The organism is Chryseobacterium sp. Leaf180 (genome assembly GCF_001424585.1).
GTDB lineage: Bacteria > Bacteroidota > Bacteroidia > Flavobacteriales > Weeksellaceae > Chryseobacterium.
The window spans coordinates 744,173-766,232 of record NZ_LMPJ01000001.1; the positions used below are offsets into that span (position 1 = coordinate 744,173).

Annotated in this window: 18 protein-coding genes; 5 read left to right on the plus strand and 13 right to left on the minus strand. The window is 38.4% G+C overall.

Features of this window, described 5'->3' with window-relative positions:
- Window positions 1-10 precede the first annotated feature (10 nt).
- Both ASG01_RS03420 and ASG01_RS03425 read right to left on the minus strand, forming a co-directional pair.
- Window positions 11-763, minus strand: coding sequence for a hypothetical protein (locus ASG01_RS03420; RefSeq protein WP_055859911.1), 753 nt, complete (start codon window positions 761-763; stop codon window positions 11-13).
- Between the two features lie 29 nt (window positions 764-792).
- Entirely contained in the window at window positions 793-1,758 is a 966-nt protein-coding gene (locus ASG01_RS03425) for an NAD-dependent epimerase/dehydratase family protein (protein ID WP_055859919.1), read from the minus strand.
- A gap of 144 nt (window positions 1,759-1,902) precedes the next feature.
- Between ASG01_RS03425 and ggt the strand changes: the two genes are divergently transcribed.
- Entirely contained in the window at window positions 1,903-3,588 is a 1,686-nt protein-coding gene (gene ggt / locus ASG01_RS03430; protein WP_055859922.1) for a gamma-glutamyltransferase, read from the plus strand.
- A gap of 100 nt (window positions 3,589-3,688) precedes the next feature.
- Window positions 3,689-4,969: a dicarboxylate/amino acid:cation symporter gene (locus ASG01_RS03435; protein WP_055859925.1), complete on the plus strand. Its 1,281-nt coding sequence runs from the start codon at window positions 3,689-3,691 to the stop codon at window positions 4,967-4,969.
- Here the strand turns inward: ASG01_RS03435 and ASG01_RS03440 are convergent.
- The 5 genes from ASG01_RS03440 to gyrB form a co-directional block, all read right to left on the minus strand.
- Window positions 4,966-5,844 (minus strand): diacylglycerol/lipid kinase family protein, encoded by an 879-nt coding sequence (locus ASG01_RS03440; RefSeq protein ID WP_410492796.1) that lies wholly within the window; start codon window positions 5,842-5,844, stop codon window positions 4,966-4,968. The two genes, ASG01_RS03435 and ASG01_RS03440, sit on opposite strands and share 4 nt — an antisense overlap.
- A 16-nt stretch (window positions 5,845-5,860) precedes the next feature.
- Window positions 5,861-6,679: a DUF3298 and DUF4163 domain-containing protein gene (locus ASG01_RS03445; RefSeq protein WP_055859928.1), complete on the minus strand. Its 819-nt coding sequence runs from the start codon at window positions 6,677-6,679 to the stop codon at window positions 5,861-5,863.
- Window positions 6,680-6,751: 72 nt separating this feature from the next.
- Window positions 6,752-8,689, minus strand: coding sequence for a DUF3857 domain-containing protein (locus ASG01_RS03450; protein WP_055859931.1), 1,938 nt, complete (start codon window positions 8,687-8,689; stop codon window positions 6,752-6,754).
- A 3-nt stretch (window positions 8,690-8,692) separates the two neighbouring features.
- A complete protein-coding gene (locus tag ASG01_RS03455) occupies window positions 8,693-10,588 on the minus strand; it encodes a DUF3857 domain-containing protein (protein ID WP_055859933.1) in 1,896 nt (631 codons plus the stop codon).
- Window positions 10,589-10,728: 140 nt separating this feature from the next.
- Window positions 10,729-12,663: a DNA topoisomerase (ATP-hydrolyzing) subunit B gene (gene gyrB / locus ASG01_RS03460; RefSeq protein WP_055859938.1), complete on the minus strand. Its 1,935-nt coding sequence runs from the start codon at window positions 12,661-12,663 to the stop codon at window positions 10,729-10,731.
- Between the two features lie 231 nt (window positions 12,664-12,894).
- On the opposite strand from gyrB, the gene ASG01_RS03465 reads away from it, so the two are divergent.
- Window positions 12,895-14,238: a cytochrome ubiquinol oxidase subunit I gene (locus tag ASG01_RS03465; RefSeq protein ID WP_055859942.1), complete on the plus strand. Its 1,344-nt coding sequence runs from the start codon at window positions 12,895-12,897 to the stop codon at window positions 14,236-14,238.
- Complete coding sequence (locus ASG01_RS03470; RefSeq protein WP_055859945.1) at window positions 14,235-15,260, plus strand: cytochrome d ubiquinol oxidase subunit II; 1,026 nt, start codon at window positions 14,235-14,237, stop codon at window positions 15,258-15,260. The genes ASG01_RS03465 and ASG01_RS03470 overlap by 4 nt, the downstream gene beginning before the upstream one ends.
- Window positions 15,261-15,311: 51 nt before the next feature.
- On the opposite strand, the gene ASG01_RS03475 is transcribed toward ASG01_RS03470, so the two are convergent.
- The 6 genes from ASG01_RS03475 to ASG01_RS03500 all read right to left on the minus strand — a co-directional run bounded on the left by ASG01_RS03475 (window position 15,312) and on the right by ASG01_RS03500 (window position 20,164).
- The gene (locus ASG01_RS03475; protein WP_055859947.1) at window positions 15,312-16,130 is read right to left on the minus strand and encodes an OmpA family protein; all 819 of its coding nucleotides are present in this window, start codon (window positions 16,128-16,130) and stop codon (window positions 15,312-15,314) included.
- Window positions 16,131-16,230: 100 nt separating this feature from the next.
- Complete coding sequence (gene lysS, locus ASG01_RS03480; RefSeq protein WP_055859950.1) at window positions 16,231-17,931, minus strand: lysine--tRNA ligase; 1,701 nt, start codon at window positions 17,929-17,931, stop codon at window positions 16,231-16,233.
- A gap of 202 nt (window positions 17,932-18,133) precedes the next feature.
- On the minus strand, window positions 18,134-18,586 hold the full coding sequence (locus ASG01_RS03485) for a hypothetical protein (RefSeq protein WP_055859953.1): 453 nt from the start codon (window positions 18,584-18,586) through the stop codon (window positions 18,134-18,136).
- Window positions 18,587-18,686: 100 nt separating this feature from the next.
- Window positions 18,687-19,586, minus strand: coding sequence for a 23S rRNA (adenine(1618)-N(6))-methyltransferase RlmF (gene rlmF / locus ASG01_RS03490; protein WP_055859956.1), 900 nt, complete (start codon window positions 19,584-19,586; stop codon window positions 18,687-18,689).
- The gene (locus tag ASG01_RS03495) at window positions 19,587-19,952 is read right to left on the minus strand and encodes a c-type cytochrome (protein WP_055859959.1); all 366 of its coding nucleotides are present in this window, start codon (window positions 19,950-19,952) and stop codon (window positions 19,587-19,589) included.
- On the minus strand, window positions 19,949-20,164 hold the full coding sequence (locus tag ASG01_RS03500) for a hypothetical protein (RefSeq protein ID WP_055859962.1): 216 nt from the start codon (window positions 20,162-20,164) through the stop codon (window positions 19,949-19,951). The genes ASG01_RS03495 and ASG01_RS03500 overlap by 4 nt, the downstream gene beginning before the upstream one ends.
- A gap of 364 nt (window positions 20,165-20,528) precedes the next feature.
- Between ASG01_RS03500 and ASG01_RS03505 the strand changes: the two genes are divergently transcribed.
- Window positions 20,529-21,947 (plus strand): anthranilate synthase component I family protein, encoded by a 1,419-nt coding sequence (locus ASG01_RS03505; RefSeq protein ID WP_055859966.1) that lies wholly within the window; start codon window positions 20,529-20,531, stop codon window positions 21,945-21,947.
- Window positions 21,948-22,060 lie beyond the last annotated feature (113 nt).

The following is a 22,060-nucleotide window of genomic DNA, read 5'->3' on the forward strand; positions in this document are numbered from 1 at the left end:
AGGTTTCATACTAAAAAATATAATCCTTCATTCGCGACGTTGCCAGTTCTTTTTCGTTGATCCAGATTAAAAATTCCTCAAGCTTGTCTTCCATTTTCTTTCCGGAATTATAACGGCGGTAAAAAGGAACTTTGAAGGCATTTTTTTCCATATCCGTAAACTGCCAGGATTCAAGATAAACAAGCACAAAATCTTCACTTTTCAGCGTTTCAAAAACCATATTCTGATAATATTTCATCGGCAAAACCTGAAACGCAAAATCATTATACGGAATCTGACTGTACGGTGATATTGTTTCCGGAACGATACTTAAACCGTTAATTTCCGTAATTTCACAGCTTCTTTTTAGTCTTTTAAAAGGAAACATAATGTTTGAATGATCGGTATTTGAGATGTACGAAAATCCCATCGATTTGATCAGTTCGGTCGAAATATCACCGTCTTTCTGACGAAAACCTTTGATCTGTTTTTCTAAATAATCTTCAACAGATTTCTTAGTATTTTCAATCTCAGCAGGCGTTGAATTTTTATTGTAAAAAGCCACTTCATGACCTTGGGCAGAAATGATTTTAAGTAAATCCAGCAGATTTTCAGCCAGAGAAATTTCGACGAAAAAGCTGCTCCGGATTTCGTAAATGTCAAGAATCCGGAGAACCGAACGCACATTGGATTCTGTGATCTTCAGGCGCTCTCCTTCTTTCATTTTCTGTCCGCGTTTGCAGGGTGCTTCGTTATTCAGTATATTAAAAGTAAGTAAAATCATCTGCTGTTATTATACCGAATTTTAATATTCTAATTTGCTTTAAGTTTGATTTTCAGGTTTTTAATCATATCGGCAGACATTTCTGCAATCCCAAAATTATACGATAATCCCCAGTCTTTTTTCGCCACAGAATCATCAATTGACGAAGGCCAGGAATCTGCAATCGCCTGTCTGAAATCTGGTTTGTAATCGATCTCAAACTCCGGAATTTCTTTTTTAATTTCTTCTGCCAGTTCTTTCGGCGTGAAAGACATTCCGCCCAGATTGTACGATGAACGAACGGTTAGACTTTCTTTTGGAGCGTCCATAAGTTGAAGCGTTGCATTGATCGCGTCATCCATATACAGCATTGGCATCGCAGTATTTTCACTGATAAAACTGGTGTATTTTCCGTTTTCTACTGCTTCATAAAAAATTTCTACAGCATAGTCCGTTGTTCCACCACCCGCAGGCGTCTTCCAGGAAATCAAACCCGGATATCGTATGCTGCGCACGTCTACTCCATATTTATCAAAATAATATTCGCACCATTTTTCGCCTGCCATTTTTGAAATTCCGTACACTGTGGTCGGATTTAAAACAACATCCTGCCCAACGTCATTTTTCGGAATTCCTTTCCCGAAAACGGCTATCGAACTCGGCCAGAAGATCTTTTTCAAAAGTCCGTCTTTCGCCATTTCGCAAAGATTTATTAACGGATCAAGGTTGAGTTTCCAGGCAAAAAGCGGCTGTTTTTCGGAAGTTCCCGAAAGCAGTGATGCGAGATGATAAACGGTTGTAATTTCGTAATCCTGGATAATCTGCTTCATCAGTTGCGTATTCGTCACATCCATTCTTTCGTAATAGCCGGCCGACGTCATCCCTTTCTGGTAGCGGTCGAGCCCGGAAGCGACAACATTTTCGGCTCCATGAATTTCCACCAAACGGTTTGTTAATTCAGTTCCGATTTGTCCTAAAGCTCCTGTGATTAATATTTTTTCCGTGACAGATTCCATGATTATTTTTTATATGATGAATACCGCAAAAATAGAGATTTTGAATTCTTTAAGAAAACAAAATTGTAAATTAGAAGGTATTTTTACTTCACAAATTTTTTTTCTTAAAAATTAATATTAATTGAATTCAGCAAACACATTCAAATGAAAAAATATCTCTTCTTTGCCATCTTAGCTTTTTCTACACTCAACGCACAGTTTACAGATATCACCATTGTAAAAGAAGTGAAAGTAAAAAATAAAGGTGTGGTCGTTTCTGCACATCCGTTGGCGAGTGAAGCAGGCGCCAAAATTCTGAAGATGGGCGGAAACGCTTTTGACGCTGTCGTTGCCACGCAATACGCACTTGCGGTCGTTTATCCTCAGGCCGGAAATATTGGCGGCGGCGGTTTTTTGGTTGGTGTGAAAAATAACGGAGAAAAATTTACGATTGATTACCGCGAAACTGCTCCACGTAAAGCTTTTAGAGATATGTATCTTGATCAAAAAGGCAATGCAAATACCGATCTTTCTCAAAACGGAAGACTGGCGGTAGGAATTCCGGGAAGTGTGGCGGGATTTTTTGCGACTTTAAAATACTGCAGACTTTCTATGGAAAAACTCATCCAGCCTGCCATTGACCTTGCCGAGAAAGGTTTTGAAATTACTGACAAAGAGGCCGAATTACTGAATGCAAACAAAGATTTTTTCCTGATACATAATAAGATTTCAAATGCTTTTGTGAAAGATCAAAACTGGAAAGCCGGAGATATTTTGATTCAGAAAGAACTGGCAGAAACTTTAAAACTGATTCAGAAAAACGGTCAGAAAGGATTTTACGAAGGAAAAACTGCTGATTTTTTAGTAAAAGAAATGAAGAACGGCAACGGAATTATAGGTCTCGAAGATCTCAAAAACTATAAAGTCGCTGAAAGAAAAGCTCTAGAATTTGATTATAAAGGAAACCAAATTATCTCAATGCCTTTGCCTTCAAGTGGTGGAATTCTGATCGCACAGATGCTGAAAATGTCGTCATTTGAAAACCTGCAGCAATATCAACAGAATTCGACAAAAGCTGTTCAGATTATGGTGGAAGCTGAGCGGCGTGCTTTTGCAGACCGCGCAGAATATATGGGTGACCCTGATTTTATTCAGGATAAAACTGCATATCTTATTTCTGATGAATATCTGAAAAGCAGATGGAAAAGTTTCAGTTTTAATAAAGCGACGCTCAGCTCGGCAGTCGGAAAAATTATTCCGCAGACGAAAGAATCCACCGAGACGACTCATATTTCGGTATTGGATAAAGACGGTAATGCCGCCGCCGTCACCACAACCCTGAACGGTCTTTACGGGAGTAAAGTAATTGTATCGGGCGCAGGATTTTTTCTGAATAATGAAATGGATGATTTTTCTGTAAAACCCGGTGTTCCAAATATGTTTGGAGCAGTCGGCGGAGAAGCCAATTCTATTCAGCCAAATAAAAGAATGCTTTCATCGATGACGCCGACTATTGTTTTGAAAAACGGGAAACCCTACATGATCGTTGGGACGCCTGGTGGAACGACAATTCCAACATCTGTATATCAGTCAATTGTTAATGTCATAGATTTTAAACTTAATGCAAATATGTCGGTGAACAGTCCAAAATTTCATCATCAGTGGCTGCCGGAAACGGTGGCTTTTGAGAAAAATTTTCCTGAAACGGTAATTCAGGATCTTGAAAAACTGGGCTATAAAGTGGAACGATGGGGACAGTTGGGTCGAACCGAAATGATTTTGATTGATGACGGCGGAACGGTACATGCTGTTGCCGACGGAAGAGGCGACGATTCTATTGCTGTGGAATAAGTTTTTAAAATATATTTTTTGTTTCGGCGGGGCCTGCGGCTCCGCCGAAACAAAAAACCTAATCAAATAATTTCCTACATTAGACCATCAAAACTAAAAGATGAAATCAAAAAAAATATATCAGCAACTCTATTTCCAGGTCATCGTTGCTATTCTTCTCGGTATTCTACTAGGTAAATTCTACCCCGAGATAGGTGAAAAAATGAAACCGCTGGGTGATGGATTTATAAAACTGGTAAAAATGATTATTGCGCCTGTGATTTTCATCACCCTCACTTTGGGCATTGCGCATATGACCGATTTGAAAAAGGTAGGCCGCATTGCAATTAAAGCGATGCTGTATTTCTTCTTTTTCTCAACACTCGCGCTGGTTATTGGCTTAATAGTAGGTAATCTTCTACATCCGGGATCTGGTTTAAATATTGATCCGGCAAGTCTGTCAGGCGATGTTTCTCAATATCAGCAAAAAGCACATGAAACTACGCTTACGGGTTTTATTATGAACATTATTCCCGAAACATTAATAAGTCCGCTGGTTGGAGACAATATTTTGCAGGTACTTTTGGTAGCCATCTTAATGGGAATTGCATTGGTCTTAACGAAAGAAAAAAGCCAGAAAGTGACAGATTTCCTGCAGGATCTTTCGACTCCAATCTTCAAAATCGTTCATATTTTAATGAAAGCTGCGCCTGTCGGAGCGTTTGGTGCGATGGCTTTCACGATCGGAAAATACGGTTTGGGTTCAGTTCTCAACCTTATCTATCTGGTCGGGACTTTCTACATTACCGCAGCGCTTTTTGTGGTTTTAATTTTAGGCGCAGTTTCCTGGTACAACGGTTTTAATATTTTTAAACTTCTTTATTATCTCAAAGAAGAACTGCTGCTTGTTTTGGGAACGAGTTCTTCAGAATCGGCACTTCCCGGCCTAATGGAAAAACTTCAGAAAGCGGGCTGTTCCAAAACAATCGTCGGGCTTGTCGTGCCCACAGGGTATTCTTTTAACCTCGACGGCACCAATATTTACATGACGTTAGCCTCATTATTTATTGCGCAGGCTCTTAATGTCGACCTATCGCTGGAGAAACAGCTTATTTTACTTTTAGTCGCGATGTTGAGTTCGAAAGGTGCCGCAGGTGTTACCGGAGCAGGATTTGTAACTTTAGCGGCAACACTCGCAGTGGTTCCGGAAATTCCGATTGCGGGAATGACTTTAATTTTAGGTATTGATAAATTTATGAGCGAGTGCCGAGCTTTAACTAATGTTATCGGGAATTCTGTAGCGACGATTGTGGTGGCCAACTGGGAAAAACAACTGGATAAAGATCAGCTGCAGTATAGCCTTAATAATCCCCACAAAATTGAGGAAAGACTTGAAGTTTAGATGAGAATATTCAAACTTGATGGCTGCACTTTGATATGAATCGGTGATTTTATCTGGTTGAACTCACCGTCGAGATGCCAGTTTTTGGTATTCACTTCAAATTCAACTTCTGAAACCGGTAAATACGTCACATAATCATCGTCACGAAGCTGTTTTGTAAACATTCGGTAGGCAAAAAGGGGCGAATAAGTTAGCGGAAATTTCTTCACCAAAACCATATCGACCAGACCGTCACTTTTGCTTGCCATCGGTGCTATGTATGCGTTATTGCCGAACTGGCGCGTATTCGCGATGTTGACCATCAGATATCGACCATTGTAAGCGCTGTATTTTTCATCAAAAAAACGCAGTGTGATCGGTTTATAATTAAAAAAGGTTTTAAAGGAAACTTTGATATAATTTTTAAATCCGCGGTTGGTTTTTTCGAATTCCTTCACTACTTTACCGTCAAAACCCGTTCCTGAAACATTTATTGAAAGTTTTTTATTAACGGTAAATGTATCGATCTTTCTCGATTTTCGGTTTTTAAGTTTGGCCACAAGAGCTGTTAGATCTTTGCCAAAATTGGTTTCATTGGAAAAACCATTCCCCGAGCCGGCAGGAAAAATAGCCAAAATTTTCTCTGTGTAAATCAGATTTTTAGCAACTGTAGAAATCGTGCCGTCACCACCGATTGCCACAAAGATATCGGTATCAGCAAAATGATCTCTTATAAAATCTTCTGTCCCGGAAATCGATTCGCTGATGTAATAATTAGGATTCGGAATTTTTCTTTTCAACTCATCCAAAAAGGGATGATAATTTTTTTTCGCCGAAAAAGGATTAATGATAAATGCTACGCGCTCCATTACCACAAAATTAAAAAATGCTTCCATATCCGGAAGCATTATCTTATTTTATTTTCATTCGCTCTCTAAATTCATCCGTCAGCGTACCTTTGAGATCTTCCCATGCAATCGGGATGATGATATCGCCGGCAGCGTAGGCGGCAATTTCGTACGGACTGTAGTGAAAATACAGGTTTTTATCGTCAAAGTAGAAACTTCTGTTAGGCGGAATGACCTCAACCAAAAGCATGTCAGAATTGTTTACAGCGCCCTGAGAATCGGTTGTTCCTGAAGGTAATTTATTGAGATTTTTCTTTAGCAATGCTGACAGCATCGCCGTAGGCATCGTGGTAATATCTTGCAGCTGAAGCTTTTTATTCATTTTCAAATCAAAAACGCGGTCATCAAAAACATAATTTCCATGGGCGCCACCTTCATATGAGCTGTACAGGTTTTCGATCTGCAGATAATCATTTTTTTGCGAAATAAGACTCATTTCCCAGCCGCTGTACAATTCCATATTAAAGTCCTGATTTTCGCTGCCATAGTCTTTTTTTACGCTGTCGAAATATTCATTTTTATCCTTCTCAAGATAAGATTTCAAACCACCTACAGAAAAATCGGTGATGCCTTTTTTGTTATCGTAAATACTGTCGAGCAGCGCTTTATCTTTCAGATCCGGAAAAACCAAAAAAGTGGCAGTATAACTTGCAGAAAGCATATAGTTGATTTTAACGGAATCATTAACCTTTACCGAATCGATGGCAAATTTCTTCGCCACAGATATTTCAACGGTTTCATTTTTATTTTCTGCCGTTGTTTTTTTGCAGCTTGTCGCCATCACAGAAGCGATCAGTCCAAAGATTAAAATTGAATTTTTCATCGTACAAATTTTCGATTAAATTACAAAAACCACCCTGATATGAGAATGGCTTTTGCAAATATTTATATGAAATTATTTTTTAGCTAAACTGATCACCTGGCTTTCGCTGTCGGAAATAACCTTCCAGATCTGCTTAAACGCAGGATAATACTCACGCGGATAATCTGCACTGGCAACGCTTACCTGCGAGGTAACAACGATTTTGTTTCCGTTCTTTTCAACAACGTAGGAATAGCTGATCTCTTTATCATCGGTAACGATTTTTTTGCTTTTCGGCATATCCAAAACATCATAACCTTCCGGAATTTCTATCTCTACCTTTTTTACTTTTGTGAAAGGCGAAATGAAATCAATCGTATATTTTCTTTCTTCTTTCTGATCAAATTCATTAGAACTTGTATTTAGAAACAACAGAGGATTGAAGATTTTCTTTTTTCCAATTTCATCCACCATATTGTTAGAAGTAAATTTCATATTCGCCTCAAAATCGCCGGTATCAAGCACACCAGCATTAACATCGGTAAAATCTACGGAGAAATTTTCTTTGTACTGCTTTTTGTATTTATCAGGGTTTTCGTCAAAATTTTCTTTGGCACTCATCGAAAACATCCCGAGATCTTTGTCACTGTACGAGCCTGAAATACTGCCGTCAGCGTTAAATTTTGCTGAAACCGCCTGATAACCGTGGCTTTTATTGATGTTATTTAAAGAAATAAGTTCTGCTTTATCATCTTTTAGCAGCAACCCATTATTGTTCCACACACGCGAAGGCAAAAGATCAATTTTTGACTGTTTTGAAGTTGCATCAAAAAGATACATTTGTTTGTTTATCTCTGCGCAGGCAATTACATAATTAAAGTTTCCGATGTTTGGAAATGTAGGATTTACATATCCGTTAGAGATTGTAGAAATTAAAATTGGATAGGCTTTTATATTTTCATTCCGCATCATGCTGATAAGCATAAGATTGAGATCTGAAGCGTTTCCTGTTTTGGTTTTTATCAGATCTTTCAACCCGTTTTCAGTGTAAAAACCTGAACTTCTATTCCAGGTAAATGTATTTTTAACGTGATCAAGAATCAGATTTGCTTTCGAAAGTTCGCTGCCTTCTTTTGATATATGAGAAGGAATTGCCTCCTTTACCGCTCTGTTTTTTTTATACTGACTGCCAAAATCATCGTCATCCCAGAGTTTTTTTCGAATATCTTCCCAACTTGCCGTGTACGCTTTAAACTGATTGTTGAAAAGAGTGGAATGCAGTTCTGCACGAACTTTTGTACGGTAGTTGTCGTTGTTTTTTACGAATTTTTCAGACTTAAAAGCAGGTATTTTTTCATATGCAAACCGGTACGTGCGTGTCTGCAATCCGTAAGACTGAATCTCTTCATTTTTACTATACTTCGGCGCGAGATTTCCGGTATAATCAACCTGGTAAGACATATTGATTGGAGAATCAAAAACATATTCTGTGTACATTGAAGGCGTGTCCATTTCGATATAAATCAGCGGAAGTTCGTACAGAAAAGGCGAATCTACTTCATATCTATACTCGATCACCGAACCGTTTTTCACATTCGGGAAAGCATATTTGTTTATCGTGACGAATTTGTTTTCCTTCGATTTATACTTCGAGCTTTTATCAACTTTTGTTTCTGCAATATTTCCGTTTTCCCAGTTGTAGACATAAGCTTTCATCGAATTAAGACTTTCGCTGTCTCCTTTTTTATTATCGTAAAGCGGAATTTCGAGATTCAGCCAGTTTTCAGCTTTATCTTTATCATACACTTTTACACGATAGACAAAATTCTTAATCAGCTTTCCTGTTGAAGTATCTACACGGTAATATATTGAGCGGTAAAGCAGCTCCACAGGCGCTTTTTCATCGATCTGAGATTTTTCTTTCGTGAGATCATCATTAGAGAGTTTCGGAACTTTTAAAAATTCATGCTTCTGCGCCTGAGTAAGAAAAGAAAAAAAGCACAAAGTAAATGCGGTGATCAGTTTTTTCATCGGTTATGATTTTTTTGAAATTAAAATTTTTGAGTTGTCTGCATTCATGATTTTTTTCCGAAAGTTCACATATTCGTTATAGCGGTCTTTAGAATACATTCCTTTTTTGATGTGAATGATTCTTTTGACAAGAAGCTGGTCGTCTTTTTTCTCAAATGAAAGGGTATAGTTTCCAAAATCAGAAGAAAAATTTCCGTTCTCCGGAATATCTTCAATAATATAACCTGCCGGAACTTTGTAGCTAATCTCATATTCATCTTCATACGCAAACCGGTTTTCAAAAGGAAGTGAGCGCGTTTCGTCCTGATGATAAAAACTGTTTGAATAAAACGGCACGGCACGGAAAATAAAGCTTTTGCCGACAGCCTTTGAAAAGTTTGTTGCTTTAAAATTAATATCATACAAAAACGCAGTGTTGTCTCGGTCGTTTTTCATTTCCAAAAGATCAAAATTTTCAAAACTCATCACAGAATATTGACTCTTAATTGCATCTGTTTTTTCTTTCGCCGACAGAGACATCAGACCAAGATTACTGTCATACTGATTTCCCGTAAACATAAAATTTCCTTTCCCGGAAACTGTTTTATCTTCGTGCAACTGCAACGTTAAAATCTGCTTTTCCTTATTTTGCTGCGCAGTATAACTTGGTGTTTCAATCAGTTCAATCCCAGTCGGTTTTACGGCCAGCGCATTTCGGTCGGTCGTGCTGTAACTTAAGTGATTAAAAGCCATTTCCTGCGAAGTATTTTCAAGCCAGACATTTCCTTTTTCTGTCGGAACCACCAGAATAACGTGATTACCGCCCATTTTAGGAAAATCTTTATCAAAACTTACTGCAGAAGAATTTGAGTTAATGATCACATAATGCGACGGAATTCCTGCTTCGTCCAGCAAAGTTTTCATGTAATTGGTAAGACCTTTACAGTCGCCGTATCCTTTTTTCTGAACCTCATCGGGCATCATCGGCTGCCATCCACCAATACCGAGTGCAACGAAAATATATCTTGTCTTACTCTGCATGTACTGGTAAATTTTCTTCACCTTTTCTTCCGTCGTTCCTGTCAGTTTTAATGCAGTGATTTCAGCTTTAATTTGCGGTGTTGATGTCGAAACCGGCGTCAGCAGATTATTATAATACCAAAGTCCAAAATCCTTCCACGAAGTAATTTCTCCCTTTCTGCCAACCAGAGAAAACTGGTCTAATGAGAAACTGATTTTAGGTAAAATTTTTGCCGGATTTGGAACCAGTTCTTCATCATTGATCGCGGGAATATTTTCAAACTGATACGAAACATTATTTCCCGAACCTAAAGTTTTTGCAGTCGCGTACTGAAAAGGCGACTCGTAAATTTTACTGCGAAGATTGATTCCTGATTTATTAACAATATTGAAACTGCTTTTTTCAAGCGAGAGATTAAAGTTTGTAAATGGCGTATAATCTGGAATAAAAACGGTATTGTGATCTTTCTGCTCATAAGAAAATTCTACCGTATACGGGTAAGAAGTCGGTGTGTACGGTAAAAACATCACTCTGTTATCACTGTAAAATGTCCCCTGCGAATTTGATGCTACATCAGAAAAATCACTTTTTGAAAAAGATTTTATTTTCGCGCCTTTTTCATCGTAAATTGTAACTTTTACATCCGAAATCACATCTCCTTTTTCATAAAAAATTTTTGGAGCTGCATATGTCACAGCATCTTTATTTAAAACGGTAATCGCAGAAAAATTCTTATAAACAATCTCATCAATTTTATTAATCTCCAAAGTCGTTTGCTCATTACGAATCACGGCGCTGGCATTCTTTTTTAAAGGCTCAGAAATTAATGAAGCAGGATAAGACTGTGCATAATACACTGATGCCAAAGAAATTGCACCGATGGTAAACATTTTCATCATAGTATATTGGTTTTTGGCAAATGTAAATAAATTTCTTAAAGAAAAGTTAAAAAATAATCATTATGAAATGATATACTAAAAAAGGACAAAAAAAAACTCCACCGATGTGGAGTTTTGTTACGATAAAAAAAGGAATCTATTTAGACGTCAATCTTCGCATATTTTGCATTTTTCTCGATAAACTCACGTCTTGGAGGAACTTCATCGCCCATCAGCATCGAGAAAACATTATCAGCTTCTACTGCATTGTCTATATTCACCTGTTTTAATAATCTGTGTTCAGGATTAAGTGTAGTTTCCCAAAGCTGCTCAGGATTCATCTCACCGAGACCTTTATAGCGCTGCACTTCCACTCCTTTTCCATCCGGAGACATTTCTAAAGTGATTTCTTCACGCTCTTTTTCGTTGTACGCATAGATTTTTTTGTTTCCTTTTTTCAAAAGATACAAAGGCGGCTGTGCAATATAAATGTAACCGTTCTCAATCATTTCTTTCATAAATCTAAAGAAGAAGGTCAGAATCAACGTCGAAATATGCGAACCATCGATATCAGCATCGGTCATGATCACGACTTTATGATAACGAAGTTTGCTGAGGTTCAAAGCTTTGCTGTCTTCTTCAGTTCCTACCGAAACTCCAAGTGCTGTGTAAATATTTTTAATTTCTTCGTTGTCGTAAACTTTATGAAGCATCGATTTCTCCACATTCAGAATCTTACCTCTCAATGGCAAAATCGCCTGAAAATGTCGGTCTCTACCTTGTTTCGCAGTTCCACCTGCCGAATCTCCCTCGACAAGGAACAGTTCAGATTCTGCGGGATCTTTCGAAGAACAGTCTGAAAGTTTACCAGGCAAACCAGAACCACCCATTGGAGATTTACGCTGCACCATTTCACGTGCTTTTTTGGCTGCTTGTCTGGCTTTTGCTGCCAAAACAACTTTCTGCACAATAAGTTTAGCTTCAGAAGGATTTTCTTCCAAAAAGTTGGAAAGCATTTCTCCAACAATCTTGTCAACCGCACCGGAAACCTCGGAGTTCCCCAGTTTTGTTTTCGTCTGACCTTCAAACTGCGGCTCCATCACTTTTACAGAAATCACAGCAGTCAATCCTTCACGGAAATCGTCACCGGTAATTTCCACTTTTTCTTTAGCAGGAATTCCAAGATCATCAGCATACTTTTTCAGCGTTCTTGTCAAAGCTCGTCTGAAACCGGCCAAGTGCGTTCCGCCTTCATGTGTATTTATATTATTAACGTAAGAATGCAGATTTTCGCTGAAAGAAGTGTTGTAACGCATCGCAACTTCCACTGGGATATCATCTTTTTCGGCTTCCATAAAAATCACGCTTTCCATGATCGACTCGCGGTTTCCATCGATAAACTCGACAAATTCTCTTAAACCGCCTTCAGAATGGAAAACCTCAAACGCAAATGTGCCGTCTTCATTTTCTTCTCGTTCGTCAACAAGAGTAATGGTAATACCCTTATTCAGGAAAGAAAGTTCACGCATTCTTGCTGCAAGCGTATCATAATTATAAATCAGTTCCTGAAAAATAGTTCCGTCTGGCTGAAAGAAAACTTCCGTTCCTCTTTCTTCTGTAGTGCCAATTTCAGCAACATCTGCCAAAGCTTTACCTTCAGAATATTTTTGCTGATACAGTTTTCCGTCACGGCTTACCGTAGCTACCAAAAGTGTAGAAAGTGCATTCACACAAGAAACACCGACCCCATGAAGACCACCGGAAACTTTGTAAGAATCTTTATCAAATTTACCTCCGGCTCCAATCTTTGTCATCACCACTTCAAGAGCCGATTTCTGCTCTTTCTCATGAAAATCAACCGGTATACCCCTACCATTATCTTTTACCGAAATTCCTTCACCTTTATGTATCGTTACCAGAATTGTATCACAATGACCGGCCAGTGCCTCATCAATTGAGTTGTCTACCACTTCATAAACCAAATGATGAAGACCTCTTACACCTACATCACCGATGTACATTGAAGGTCTCAATCTCACGTGCTCCATGCCTTCCAGGGCCTGAATACTGCTAGCTGTATATTGTTTTTGACTCATATAAAATATAAAATTTTTGCTAAATGCAAAGACTTACAAATATCGTGTTTTTTTTCCACTTATAAAAGCCAATTATCGCATTAAACAGATGTAAAAACTGCAATTTTTTACGCTGAAATCAGATGATAATCTTACAAAGTTAACATATCAAAAGGAAAGGCAATCGCTGTTATAAATCATAATTTAGGGATCGGATTTATACTTAACTTAGAGGTGGAAATAAAACATTCTATGGACGATTTTCTCGCTGCCAGAGCTCAAATGGCACTTTCTCTTGGTTTTCATATCATTTTTGCATGCGTTGGAATGGTGATGCCCTTTCTCATGGCTTTTGCCCACTGGAAATATCTGAAGACAGGAAACGAAATGTACAAAGGTCTCACAAAAGCCTGGAGCAAAGGCGTCGCCATTCTCTTCGCCACAGGTGCCGTTTCAGGAACCATGCTTTCTTTTGAGCTGGGTTTGCTCTGGCCTTCATTTATGAAACACGCAGGACCGATTTTCGGAATGCCTTTTTCACTCGAAGGAACTGCCTTTTTTATTGAAGCCATCGCGATAGGATTTTTCCTTTACGGCTGGGATAAATTTAATAAATGGTTTCATTGGTTTTGTGGATTCCTTATCGGTTTAAGTGGTCTCGCCTCGGGAATTTTGGTCGTCGCAGCAAATGCCTGGATGAATTCTCCAGCCGGTTTTGATTATGTGAATGGAGAATACGTAAACATTGATCCGATAAAAGCCATGTTTAATGATGCTTGGTTTTCGCAGGCTCTGCATATGACCGTTGCCGCGTTTTGTGCCACCGGATTTGCTGTTGCAGGCGTACACGCTTTTTTAATAATGAGAAAAAAGAATGTTGATTTTCATACAAAAGCATTCAGAATCGCGGCTTCATTTGCTATAGTCGGAGCCTTTGGCGCACCACTTACTGGTGATGTGGCGGCTAAATCGGTTGCAGAAAGACAGCCGATAAAACTCGCCGCGATGGAAGCTCATTTTGAAACAGAAAAAGGCGCACCTTTTATTCTTGGTGGAATTCCGAACGAAGAAAAAGAAGAAATTAAATATGCTGTCAAAATTCCAAAACTGCTCAGTTTTCTTGTTGCCAGCGATTTTAATGCAGAAGTAAAAGGTCTGAAAGATTTTCCGAGAGATGAATGGCCGCCGGTTGCCGTTGTACATTACGCATTTCAGATTATGATTTTTTTCGGCGTCGTGATGATTCTTATTGGAAGCGTCTTTCTCTTTTCATTTTTATTTAAAAAAGAATGGCTTACCAGAAAATGGCTGCTGAAACTTTTTTTCATTGCCACGCCTTTTGGATATATCGCTCTCGAAGCCGGTTGGACGGTGACAGAAGTTGGCCGCCAGCCCTGGATTATCTACGGAATCATGCGTACTGCAGATGCGGTGACGCCGATGCCTGGCATTCAGTATTCTTTTTACTTTTTTACCGCAATTTTTATTTCTCTTTCAATGATTATCATTTTGCTTTTGCGAAGACAAATCCGAATGGTGCCTGTACTTTACGATCACACCGATCTTCAGTTTAACGATAAAAAGAAAAAATCATGATTTACGTAGTGATCTCTTTTCTCTGGCTTTCAATCTGCCTGTATTTCATCTTAGGCGGAGCCGATTTTGGCGCCGGAATCGTCGAGCTTTTCACACCGAAAAAACGCAGAATGTACACCCAGAAGATCATGTACGATTCAATTGCGCCGATCTGGGAAGCAAATCATATGTGGCTGATTATAGCGATTGTGATTCTTTTCGTAGGCTTTCCGGAAGTGTATGCGACAATGTCGACGTATCTGCACATTCCGCTGGTTTTCATGCTTTTCGGCATTATTGCTCGCGGTACAGCATTCACATTTCGAAATTATGACGCCGTGAAAGACCGCTGGCAAACTGTTTATACACTCATTTTCTATTATGCAAGTTTGCTGACGCCGTTTTTTCTTGGTTTGATCGCAGCTTCCACAATTTCTAAATCAATAAATCCTGAAGCGAGAACTTTTCAGGATCTGTATATTTTCAGCTGGCTCAACTGGTTTGGCGTTTCGGTCGGTATTTTCGCCGTTTCTCTTTGCGCATATCTCGCATCGGTTTTTTCACTAAGAACTTTAGGCGACAAACTCGAACTCAATCTGATGATTAGAAAATCGTACGAAATGATTGTTTTCGTTCTGGTTTCTGGCATTTTAGTTTTTACAGCGGCGTATTTTTCCGGCATTCCATTACTGAAATGGGTTTTCTCAAAACCGCTTGGCATTACTGCAATTACTTTGGCAACAGTCGCTTTATTATTTGTTTTAAAAGCTTTAAAAGATCGAAAAATGATCGCCGTGCGCATATTGGCAGGTTTTCAGATCATGATGATTTTGGTCGCAGCAACCTATCAGCACAACCCGAATATTTTATTATTTGCCAACGGCAGTCATCTTTCGCTTACCGAACATATTGCCGCGCCAAAAACCATTACCACACTCGCCTGGGCTTTGATGCTCGGCTCCGTTTTCATTCTGCCTTTTCTGTTTTATCTGATGTTTTCCTTTTCGAATGTAAAAAAAGAGATTGATAAAAAGGTAAAATAAATCGTTTATTAAATTAAATTTCAAATCAGTAATCGCTTCAAAAACATTTTTTCACTTTTCTAAAATCACGATTTCGACGCGGCGGTTTTTTGCAAAATCAGCTTCCGTTTTTTCCGGATAAACCAGCGGATTGAGATGCCCGAAACCTTTTGCCACCACGCGATTTCCGTCAATTCCTGCTTTCAGTAAATATTGCCGGATGGCGTCTGCTCTTGTGAAAGAAAGATTGTACGTTTTCAGATCGAGATCTTCACCATCGAAATTTTCATAGTCGCAGCAAATATGACCCTGAAGTTCGATTTTAATCGTCGGATTATTTTTCAAAACTGTTAAAACCTTCTGTAGCTCAGTCTTCCCTTCCGGAAGCCAAACACTTCTACCACCAATAAAATGTACCGTTGGCAAAAGAAAAGTATCTTTTACTTTCATCATTTCAATAGAAGTTTTCACAAAACTTGGTGGCGTTTTCCGTAGGATTTTCTCATGAGGCATAAACACTTTTTCGATGAAAACATCTACGCGTCGGTTCTTTGCCCGCAGTTCTTCTACAGAATTATCGTTGATCGGTTTCTGATCGCCAAAACCTTTTTCTTCAACAATTTTCAGATTATCCGAAAGCCTGTTTTTAAGATAATTTGAAACCGCTAAAACCCTTTTTTCACTCAACTTTTGATTCAACTCTATGTTTCCGGAGGTATCGCAATTACCGTAGATCTTCAGTTTAAATTTGCTTTTAAGCCGAGAAATACTGTCAAGTTTCTGTTTTGAAACCGCATTTAATTCTGCAGAATTATGTTTAAAATAAATCGACGACATGGTCTGCGCATTCACAGAGAATGAAAAAAGCAAAAAGCAAAAAAAATATTTCATCGCCAAAGGTTTACAATAAAACGTAAAATCAAAGTATTATTTTATTTAAACAAAAAAATCCTGAAAAAATTTCAGGATTTCAGTTTTTATGTTAAAGAAATTAAACCAGTTTCATCGAAACATTCTCACCAATTTTTTCCACTTTTACAAGGTTGTGTTTCGTAAGATTTTTTGACGCTTTATCCCATTTTTTTCCGGAAAGCTGACTTCTTTCTTTTATTTCCGTTAAAGAAAATTCTTCTTCGCGGGAGTTTAAAATTTCAAGAATCACTTTTTCATCTTCGCCCAATTCGATTTGAGGAACGGTTTTTTCCGGCTTCATTTGCGGGAAAAATAATACTTCCTGAATGGATGCGTTATCTGTTAAGAACATAATTAATCTGTCCATCCCTATTCCCATTCCGGAAGTTGGCGGCATTCCGTATTCCAACGCTCTTAGGAAATCTTCATCGATAAACTGTCCGGCCTCGTCGTCACCTTTTTCGGCTAATCTCAACTGATCTTCAAAACGCGCGCGCTGATCAATCGGATCGTTTAATTCTGAATAGGCATTGGCAACTTCTTTACCACAAACCATCAGTTCAAAACGTTCAGTCAAACCTTCCTCACTTCTGTGTTTCTTGGTTAATGGCGACATCTCAACTGGATAATCGGTGATAAATGTTGGCTGAATAAAGTTTCCTTCACACTTTTCGCCAAAAATTTCATCGATCAGTTTGCCTTTACCCATCGTTTCATTTACTTCAATGCCGATGGATTTAGCAAAGTCAAATAATTCCTGTTCAGTTTTTCCCGTAATATCAAATCCTGTATATTTCTGAATGGCTTCAGTCATCGAGACACGTGCGTAAGGTGCTTTAAAATCGATTTCCTGGTCACCAAATTTAGCTTTTGTCGTTCCGTTTACGGCGATGGCACAGTGCTCGATCATTTTTTCGGTGAAATCCATCATCCAGTAATAATCTTTGTACGCCACGTAGATTTCCATCACGGTAAATTCCGGGTTGTGCGTACGGTCCATTCCTTCATTTCTGAAGTTTTTAGAAAACTCATAAACGCCGTCAAATCCGCCCACGATCAGTCTTTTCAGATACAGTTCATTGGCAATTCTCATGTATAACGGAATATCTAATGCGTTGTGATGCGTGATAAAAGGTCTCGCTGCCGCACCGCCGGGAATCGCCTGCAAAACCGGAGTTTCCACCTCAATATAACCTGCATCATTAAAAAACTGACGCATTGCGGTGTACATTTTCGTTCTTTTTACGAAAGTCTCCTTCACATGTGGATTTACAATTAGATCTACATAACGCTGTCTGTAACGCAGCTCGGGATCGTTGAAAGCATCATAAACAACTCCGTTTTCATCAGTTTTCGACTGCGGAAGCGGCTTCAGAGTTTTGGTAAGCAGCGTGAAGTTTTTCACTAAAACCGTCTGTTCGCCAACCTGCGTGGTAAACAGTTCACCTTCGATTCCGATGATGTCACCGATGTCTAAAAGATGTTTGTAAACGTCATTGTACAAAGTTTTATCTTCGCCTGTACAGATTTCGTCTCTGTTAAAATACACCTGAATTTTCCCTGTAGAATCCTGAAGCTCAGCAAAAGAAGCTTTCCCCTGAATTCTGCGCGACATGAGTCTGCCGGCAATCTTCACCTGTTTACTTTCTGCGAAATCACGTTTGATCGATTCTGCGGTATCTGTTACCGTATATTCTTCCGCCGGGAACGCGTTGATTCCCATTTCAACAAGCTTATTCAGCTTTTCTCTTCTGATGATTTCCTGTTCTGATAACTGCATTTTGTGTATTTAAAATAACGTGCAAAAATAAGGAATTTTGAAGAAAGGTTGCGGAAGAAATTTCGGGAAATCAAATAAGTGAAATTTAAACATCCCAACACTAACAAAGATCTTTTAGGACTTAAAAATTTCAATGAAATTAATAACTCCTTTTTACGCTACTTTTTCGATTTTAAGAAATAAAAATGGTTATCTCAACCACTTAGTCTTTATGCACTCCCTCTACAAAAACATCTTCATTTATTGATTTGAACATTACATAATACTTATGATTGATATCCATTATTAAATCTCTCTTTGAAAAAAAAGGAAGATTTACTTCAAAATCAAAAAACGTTTCTATTTCAATACTTACGAGCTTGATGAAAATTTCTTTTCCAAAATAGCCTTCATCCATTTCAAACGATCCTAACTCATTATATAATCTTACAATCCACAATTTTGACTTTTCTTGTATCTTTTCGATGTTTAAAGATATGATTTTACAGAAAGATTTAAGTTTTTCTATAGTTCTTTCATCTTCAAAAATATCTTTTTTAGCTGAAATGATCACTTTATTATTTTTATAATTTGCTTCGCAATACCAAAAACTTTGATCATTACGGAGATCAAAATCGAACTCTACTGAATTAAACGTAAAATTTATTGAAGGCATGATTGATTGAATTTTATACTATGTTCAAAAATTTATAAATATTAAAATTATAAATCTTCGACCTTTTTTAAAAATTTAATTAAAATCATCTATTGATTTTTTAAATAAATCGCCACGCCAGAAATCGGCTCACTTTCTGTCCCTGCGCCATATCGATTATTTTCACTTCAGCGGCTTTCACTTTTTTAAGCAGATTTTGGAGTTTGAAAAGATGCTCTTTTTTGGAAACCAGACACGTGAACCACTCAATATTTTCTGCGTAATCTCTGCTTTCAAGAATCATGTTTGAGATAAAAGCCAGTTCGCCGCCTTCGCACCACAATTCGGCATCAACGCCGGAAAAGTTGAGATGCTTCTCGGCAGTTTTTATGTTCCACAGATTTTTATTTTTTCTGATATTTTCTTTGAGCAAACTTTCCTCAGAATCATAAAACGGCGGATTGCACATCGAAAATGCAAAACGATCGTCAGGAAGAACAATATTTTTAAAAATGAAATCTTTTTCCGGCTGCATTTTCAGTGTAATCTGATCTTTTATATCTTGATTTTCACTTAAAATTTTCTCTGCATTTTCCAGGGAATCTTCGCTGATATCAGTTCCGGTCATCTTCCAGCCATAAGATTTTGCTGCAATTAAAGGATAAATCAAACTTGCGCCGGTTCCGATATCCAAACCTTTTATGGATTTAAAATTACGTGTTTGCAAGTCATTTTCGTTGATAAGATCTGCGACATAATGAATGTAGTCTGCTCTTCCCGGAACGGGCGGACAGAGATTTCGGTCTGGAATCGACCAGTTTTTGACGCCGTAAAAATGCGCAAGCAAAGCTTTATTCAGCAGATTTACCGCTTTCGGAATGCTGAAATTAATCGTTTCATTTCCAAATTTATTTTTGAAAACAAAATGTTTCAGTTCCGGCACACAGGAGATCAGTTCGGCAAAATCGTAAGAATTGCGGTGCAGATTTCTTATGTGCAGACCTGTTTTTTCGGAAGACATTTATTTTTTCTGACTTAGAATATACTGCACCATAAATTTTGCTTCCTCTTTTGAGATTTGCGGGTGAGCCTGCATCGGCACATCGCCCCAGTTTCCTTTTCCGCCTTCAATAATTTTTGAGGCGAGCATTTCGGCATCTTTTCCGGTGTAGCGCGCAGCAATTTCATGATAAGATGGTCCAATCATGCGCTCATCAAGCTGATGACAAGACATACAGTCGGAACCGGCAATCAGTTCTTCACCTGAAAGTTTCTTAGCGTTTTCAGCTGTTTTTTGATCATTATAAATTGTCGAAGAACCGCTGTCTTTCTTTTCACATGAAAAAACGAAGAAACTGAAAGCCAAAGCCGCGATTATTTTTCTCATTTGGCAGCAGCAGTAGAATCTGTAGACGGCGAAGGATTTGGGATTGCAGCCGCTGGCACAGAATCAGTTTTTTTTGTAGAATCTGCCGCTACGACAGGCGCTTCCGGCTCTTCAAGCATTACATTGCTGTCCTTCAGGTTGTTTTCTGTTTTTTTGCCACAGTTTACCACCAATAAACCTCCTACAAATGCGATTGCCAATAATTTTTTCATGTCTAAATTTAAATTTTTAATGTTGATAAAAGCCGCATTCTTCTAAAAGAATAAGCTCTGTTAATCGTACAAAAATATAAAAATTTATCCAGCATTTTTCGGGCTCCTGATGTTTTTTTTGACGGCTTTAAAACTTTTTTCATCTAAATTTTTAAAAAAAATATTTTAAGATTCAAAAAAAATTCTACATTTGCTGTATGATTATTTCAGTTAACAAATTTTGGTGGTGGCATTCAAACTCTTCGTCGGGTCTGAAGCTATTGTCCTGTTGTTAATTTTCTCAACCTGGATTTTATAGAAACTATACAAGACTTTGACGATGCGTTGAAGTCTTTTTTTATGCACAAATTTTAAAACAGAAAAAATGTTTGATACCAAAATCAAGATAAAAACAAGCTCAAAAAAAACCTTGGGCGACATGCAGACACCGATGCATCTGTACCTTCAGATCCGCGATAAATTCCGCGATACGATTTTGCTGGAGAGTTCAGATTCAAAAAATGTTGAAAATAATTTTTCGTTCATCGCAGTAAATGCTGTTGCCGGAATCGAAATCAAAAACCTCAGCGAATTTGAAATCAAGCTTCCCAACAAACCTGCGGAGAAAAAATCTTTGGATAACGAAAAACTTACCAAACTTCTTTACAGTTTTTCCAAAGTTTTCGTGTGTGAAAAAACATTGGATCACATCGAGGAAACGGCGCAGAGTCTTTTCGGATACACAAGTTTTGAAGCCGTACAGTTTTTTGAAAAAATTAAACTGAAACCTCAAAGCACAGAAGTTGAAATCCCGATTTTGCGCTACCGACTGTATCAATATGTGATCGCCATTAATCATTACAATGATGAAATGCACCTCATCGAAAATAAAATTGAAGGTTTACCTTCAGAATTTCGCGCCTTGGAAGATTTGATTAAAAACCGAAATGCCGTAGTTTATCCTTTCGAAAAAAACGGCGATGAAACTACAAATATTTCAGATGATGATTATTTAAATCTGGTAAAAACGGCACAGAAGCACTGCATGCGCGGCGATGTTTTTCAGATGGTTTTAAGCAGACGTTTTGAGCAGAAATTTTTCGGAGATGAATTTAATGTCTATCGGGCGCTTCGAAATATCAATCCATCTCCGTATCTGTTTTTCTTCGATTACGGCGATTACAAACTTTTTGGCTCAAGCCCCGAAAGCCAGCTGATTATCAAGAACAACAAAGCCGTCATTCACCCGATTGCCGGAACCTTCAGACGAACAGGCGATATCACAAGCGATCTTTTGGCTGCTGAAGCTTTGAAAAACGACGCCAAGGAAAACGCCGAACATACGATGCTTGTTGACCTCGCACGGAATGATCTTGGGAAAGTCGGAAAAAACATCACGGTTTCAAAACTAAAAGAAATCCAGATGTTTTCGCACGTGATTCACATGACGAGCGAGGTAACCGCAGATTTGGAACCGGAAACCAATCCTTTTGACGTTGTTTCTGCGACTTTTCCGCAGGGAACTTTAAGCGGAGCTCCAAAACACCGCGCTTTGCAACTCATTAACGAATACGAAAAAGATTCGCGCGGATATTACGGCGGCTGCATCGGTATGGTTGGACTCAATGGCGACTGCAATCAGGCGATCATGATACGCACCTTTCTCAGCAAAAACAACACACTTTTTTATCAGGCAGGCGCTGGGATAGTAGCCAAATCTATCCCTGAAAACGAACTGCAGGAAGTGAATAATAAACTCAACGCATTAAAAAAAGCAGTAGAAAAAGCGGAGAAACTGGTTTAATGTTTTTGGCGACAGTTTCCGTCTTCCGCTCCCACTCTTTTGCTTCGCAAAAGGAGTTCCGTTCAAGCCGGGTCGCAGATTTGTCAAACATTTAAACATCACCACAATTAAAA

Coding starts and splice junctions, on each gene's coding strand:
- ASG01_RS03440 (WP_410492796.1), bottom strand. CDS start 5,844: ATGGAAGCATTTTTTAATTTTGTGGTAATGGAGCGCGTAGCATTTATC.
- ASG01_RS03475 (WP_055859947.1), bottom strand. CDS start 16,130: ATGAAATATTTTTTTTGCTTTTTGCTTTTTTCATTCTCTGTGAATGCG.
- ASG01_RS03450 (WP_055859931.1), bottom strand. CDS start 8,689: ATGAAAAAACTGATCACCGCATTTACTTTGTGCTTTTTTTCTTTTCTT.
- rlmF (WP_055859956.1), bottom strand. CDS start 19,586: ATGTCTTCCGAAAAAACAGGTCTGCACATAAGAAATCTGCACCGCAAT.
- ASG01_RS03495 (WP_055859959.1), bottom strand. CDS start 19,952: ATGAGAAAAATAATCGCGGCTTTGGCTTTCAGTTTCTTCGTTTTTTCA.
- ASG01_RS03470 (WP_055859945.1), top strand. CDS start 14,235: ATGATTTACGTAGTGATCTCTTTTCTCTGGCTTTCAATCTGCCTGTAT.
- ggt (WP_055859922.1), top strand. CDS start 1,903: ATGAAAAAATATCTCTTCTTTGCCATCTTAGCTTTTTCTACACTCAAC.
- lysS (WP_055859950.1), bottom strand. CDS start 17,931: ATGCAGTTATCAGAACAGGAAATCATCAGAAGAGAAAAGCTGAATAAG.
- ASG01_RS03500 (WP_055859962.1), bottom strand. CDS start 20,164: ATGAAAAAATTATTGGCAATCGCATTTGTAGGAGGTTTATTGGTGGTA.
- ASG01_RS03435 (WP_055859925.1), top strand. CDS start 3,689: ATGAAATCAAAAAAAATATATCAGCAACTCTATTTCCAGGTCATCGTT.
- ASG01_RS03505 (WP_055859966.1), top strand. CDS start 20,529: ATGTTTGATACCAAAATCAAGATAAAAACAAGCTCAAAAAAAACCTTG.
- ASG01_RS03420 (WP_055859911.1), bottom strand. CDS start 763: ATGATTTTACTTACTTTTAATATACTGAATAACGAAGCACCCTGCAAA.
- ASG01_RS03465 (WP_055859942.1), top strand. CDS start 12,895: ATGGACGATTTTCTCGCTGCCAGAGCTCAAATGGCACTTTCTCTTGGT.
- ASG01_RS03445 (WP_055859928.1), bottom strand. CDS start 6,679: ATGAAAAATTCAATTTTAATCTTTGGACTGATCGCTTCTGTGATGGCG.
- ASG01_RS03425 (WP_055859919.1), bottom strand. CDS start 1,758: ATGGAATCTGTCACGGAAAAAATATTAATCACAGGAGCTTTAGGACAA.
- ASG01_RS03485 (WP_055859953.1), bottom strand. CDS start 18,586: ATGCCTTCAATAAATTTTACGTTTAATTCAGTAGAGTTCGATTTTGAT.
- gyrB (WP_055859938.1), bottom strand. CDS start 12,663: ATGAGTCAAAAACAATATACAGCTAGCAGTATTCAGGCCCTGGAAGGC.
- ASG01_RS03455 (WP_055859933.1), bottom strand. CDS start 10,588: ATGATGAAAATGTTTACCATCGGTGCAATTTCTTTGGCATCAGTGTAT.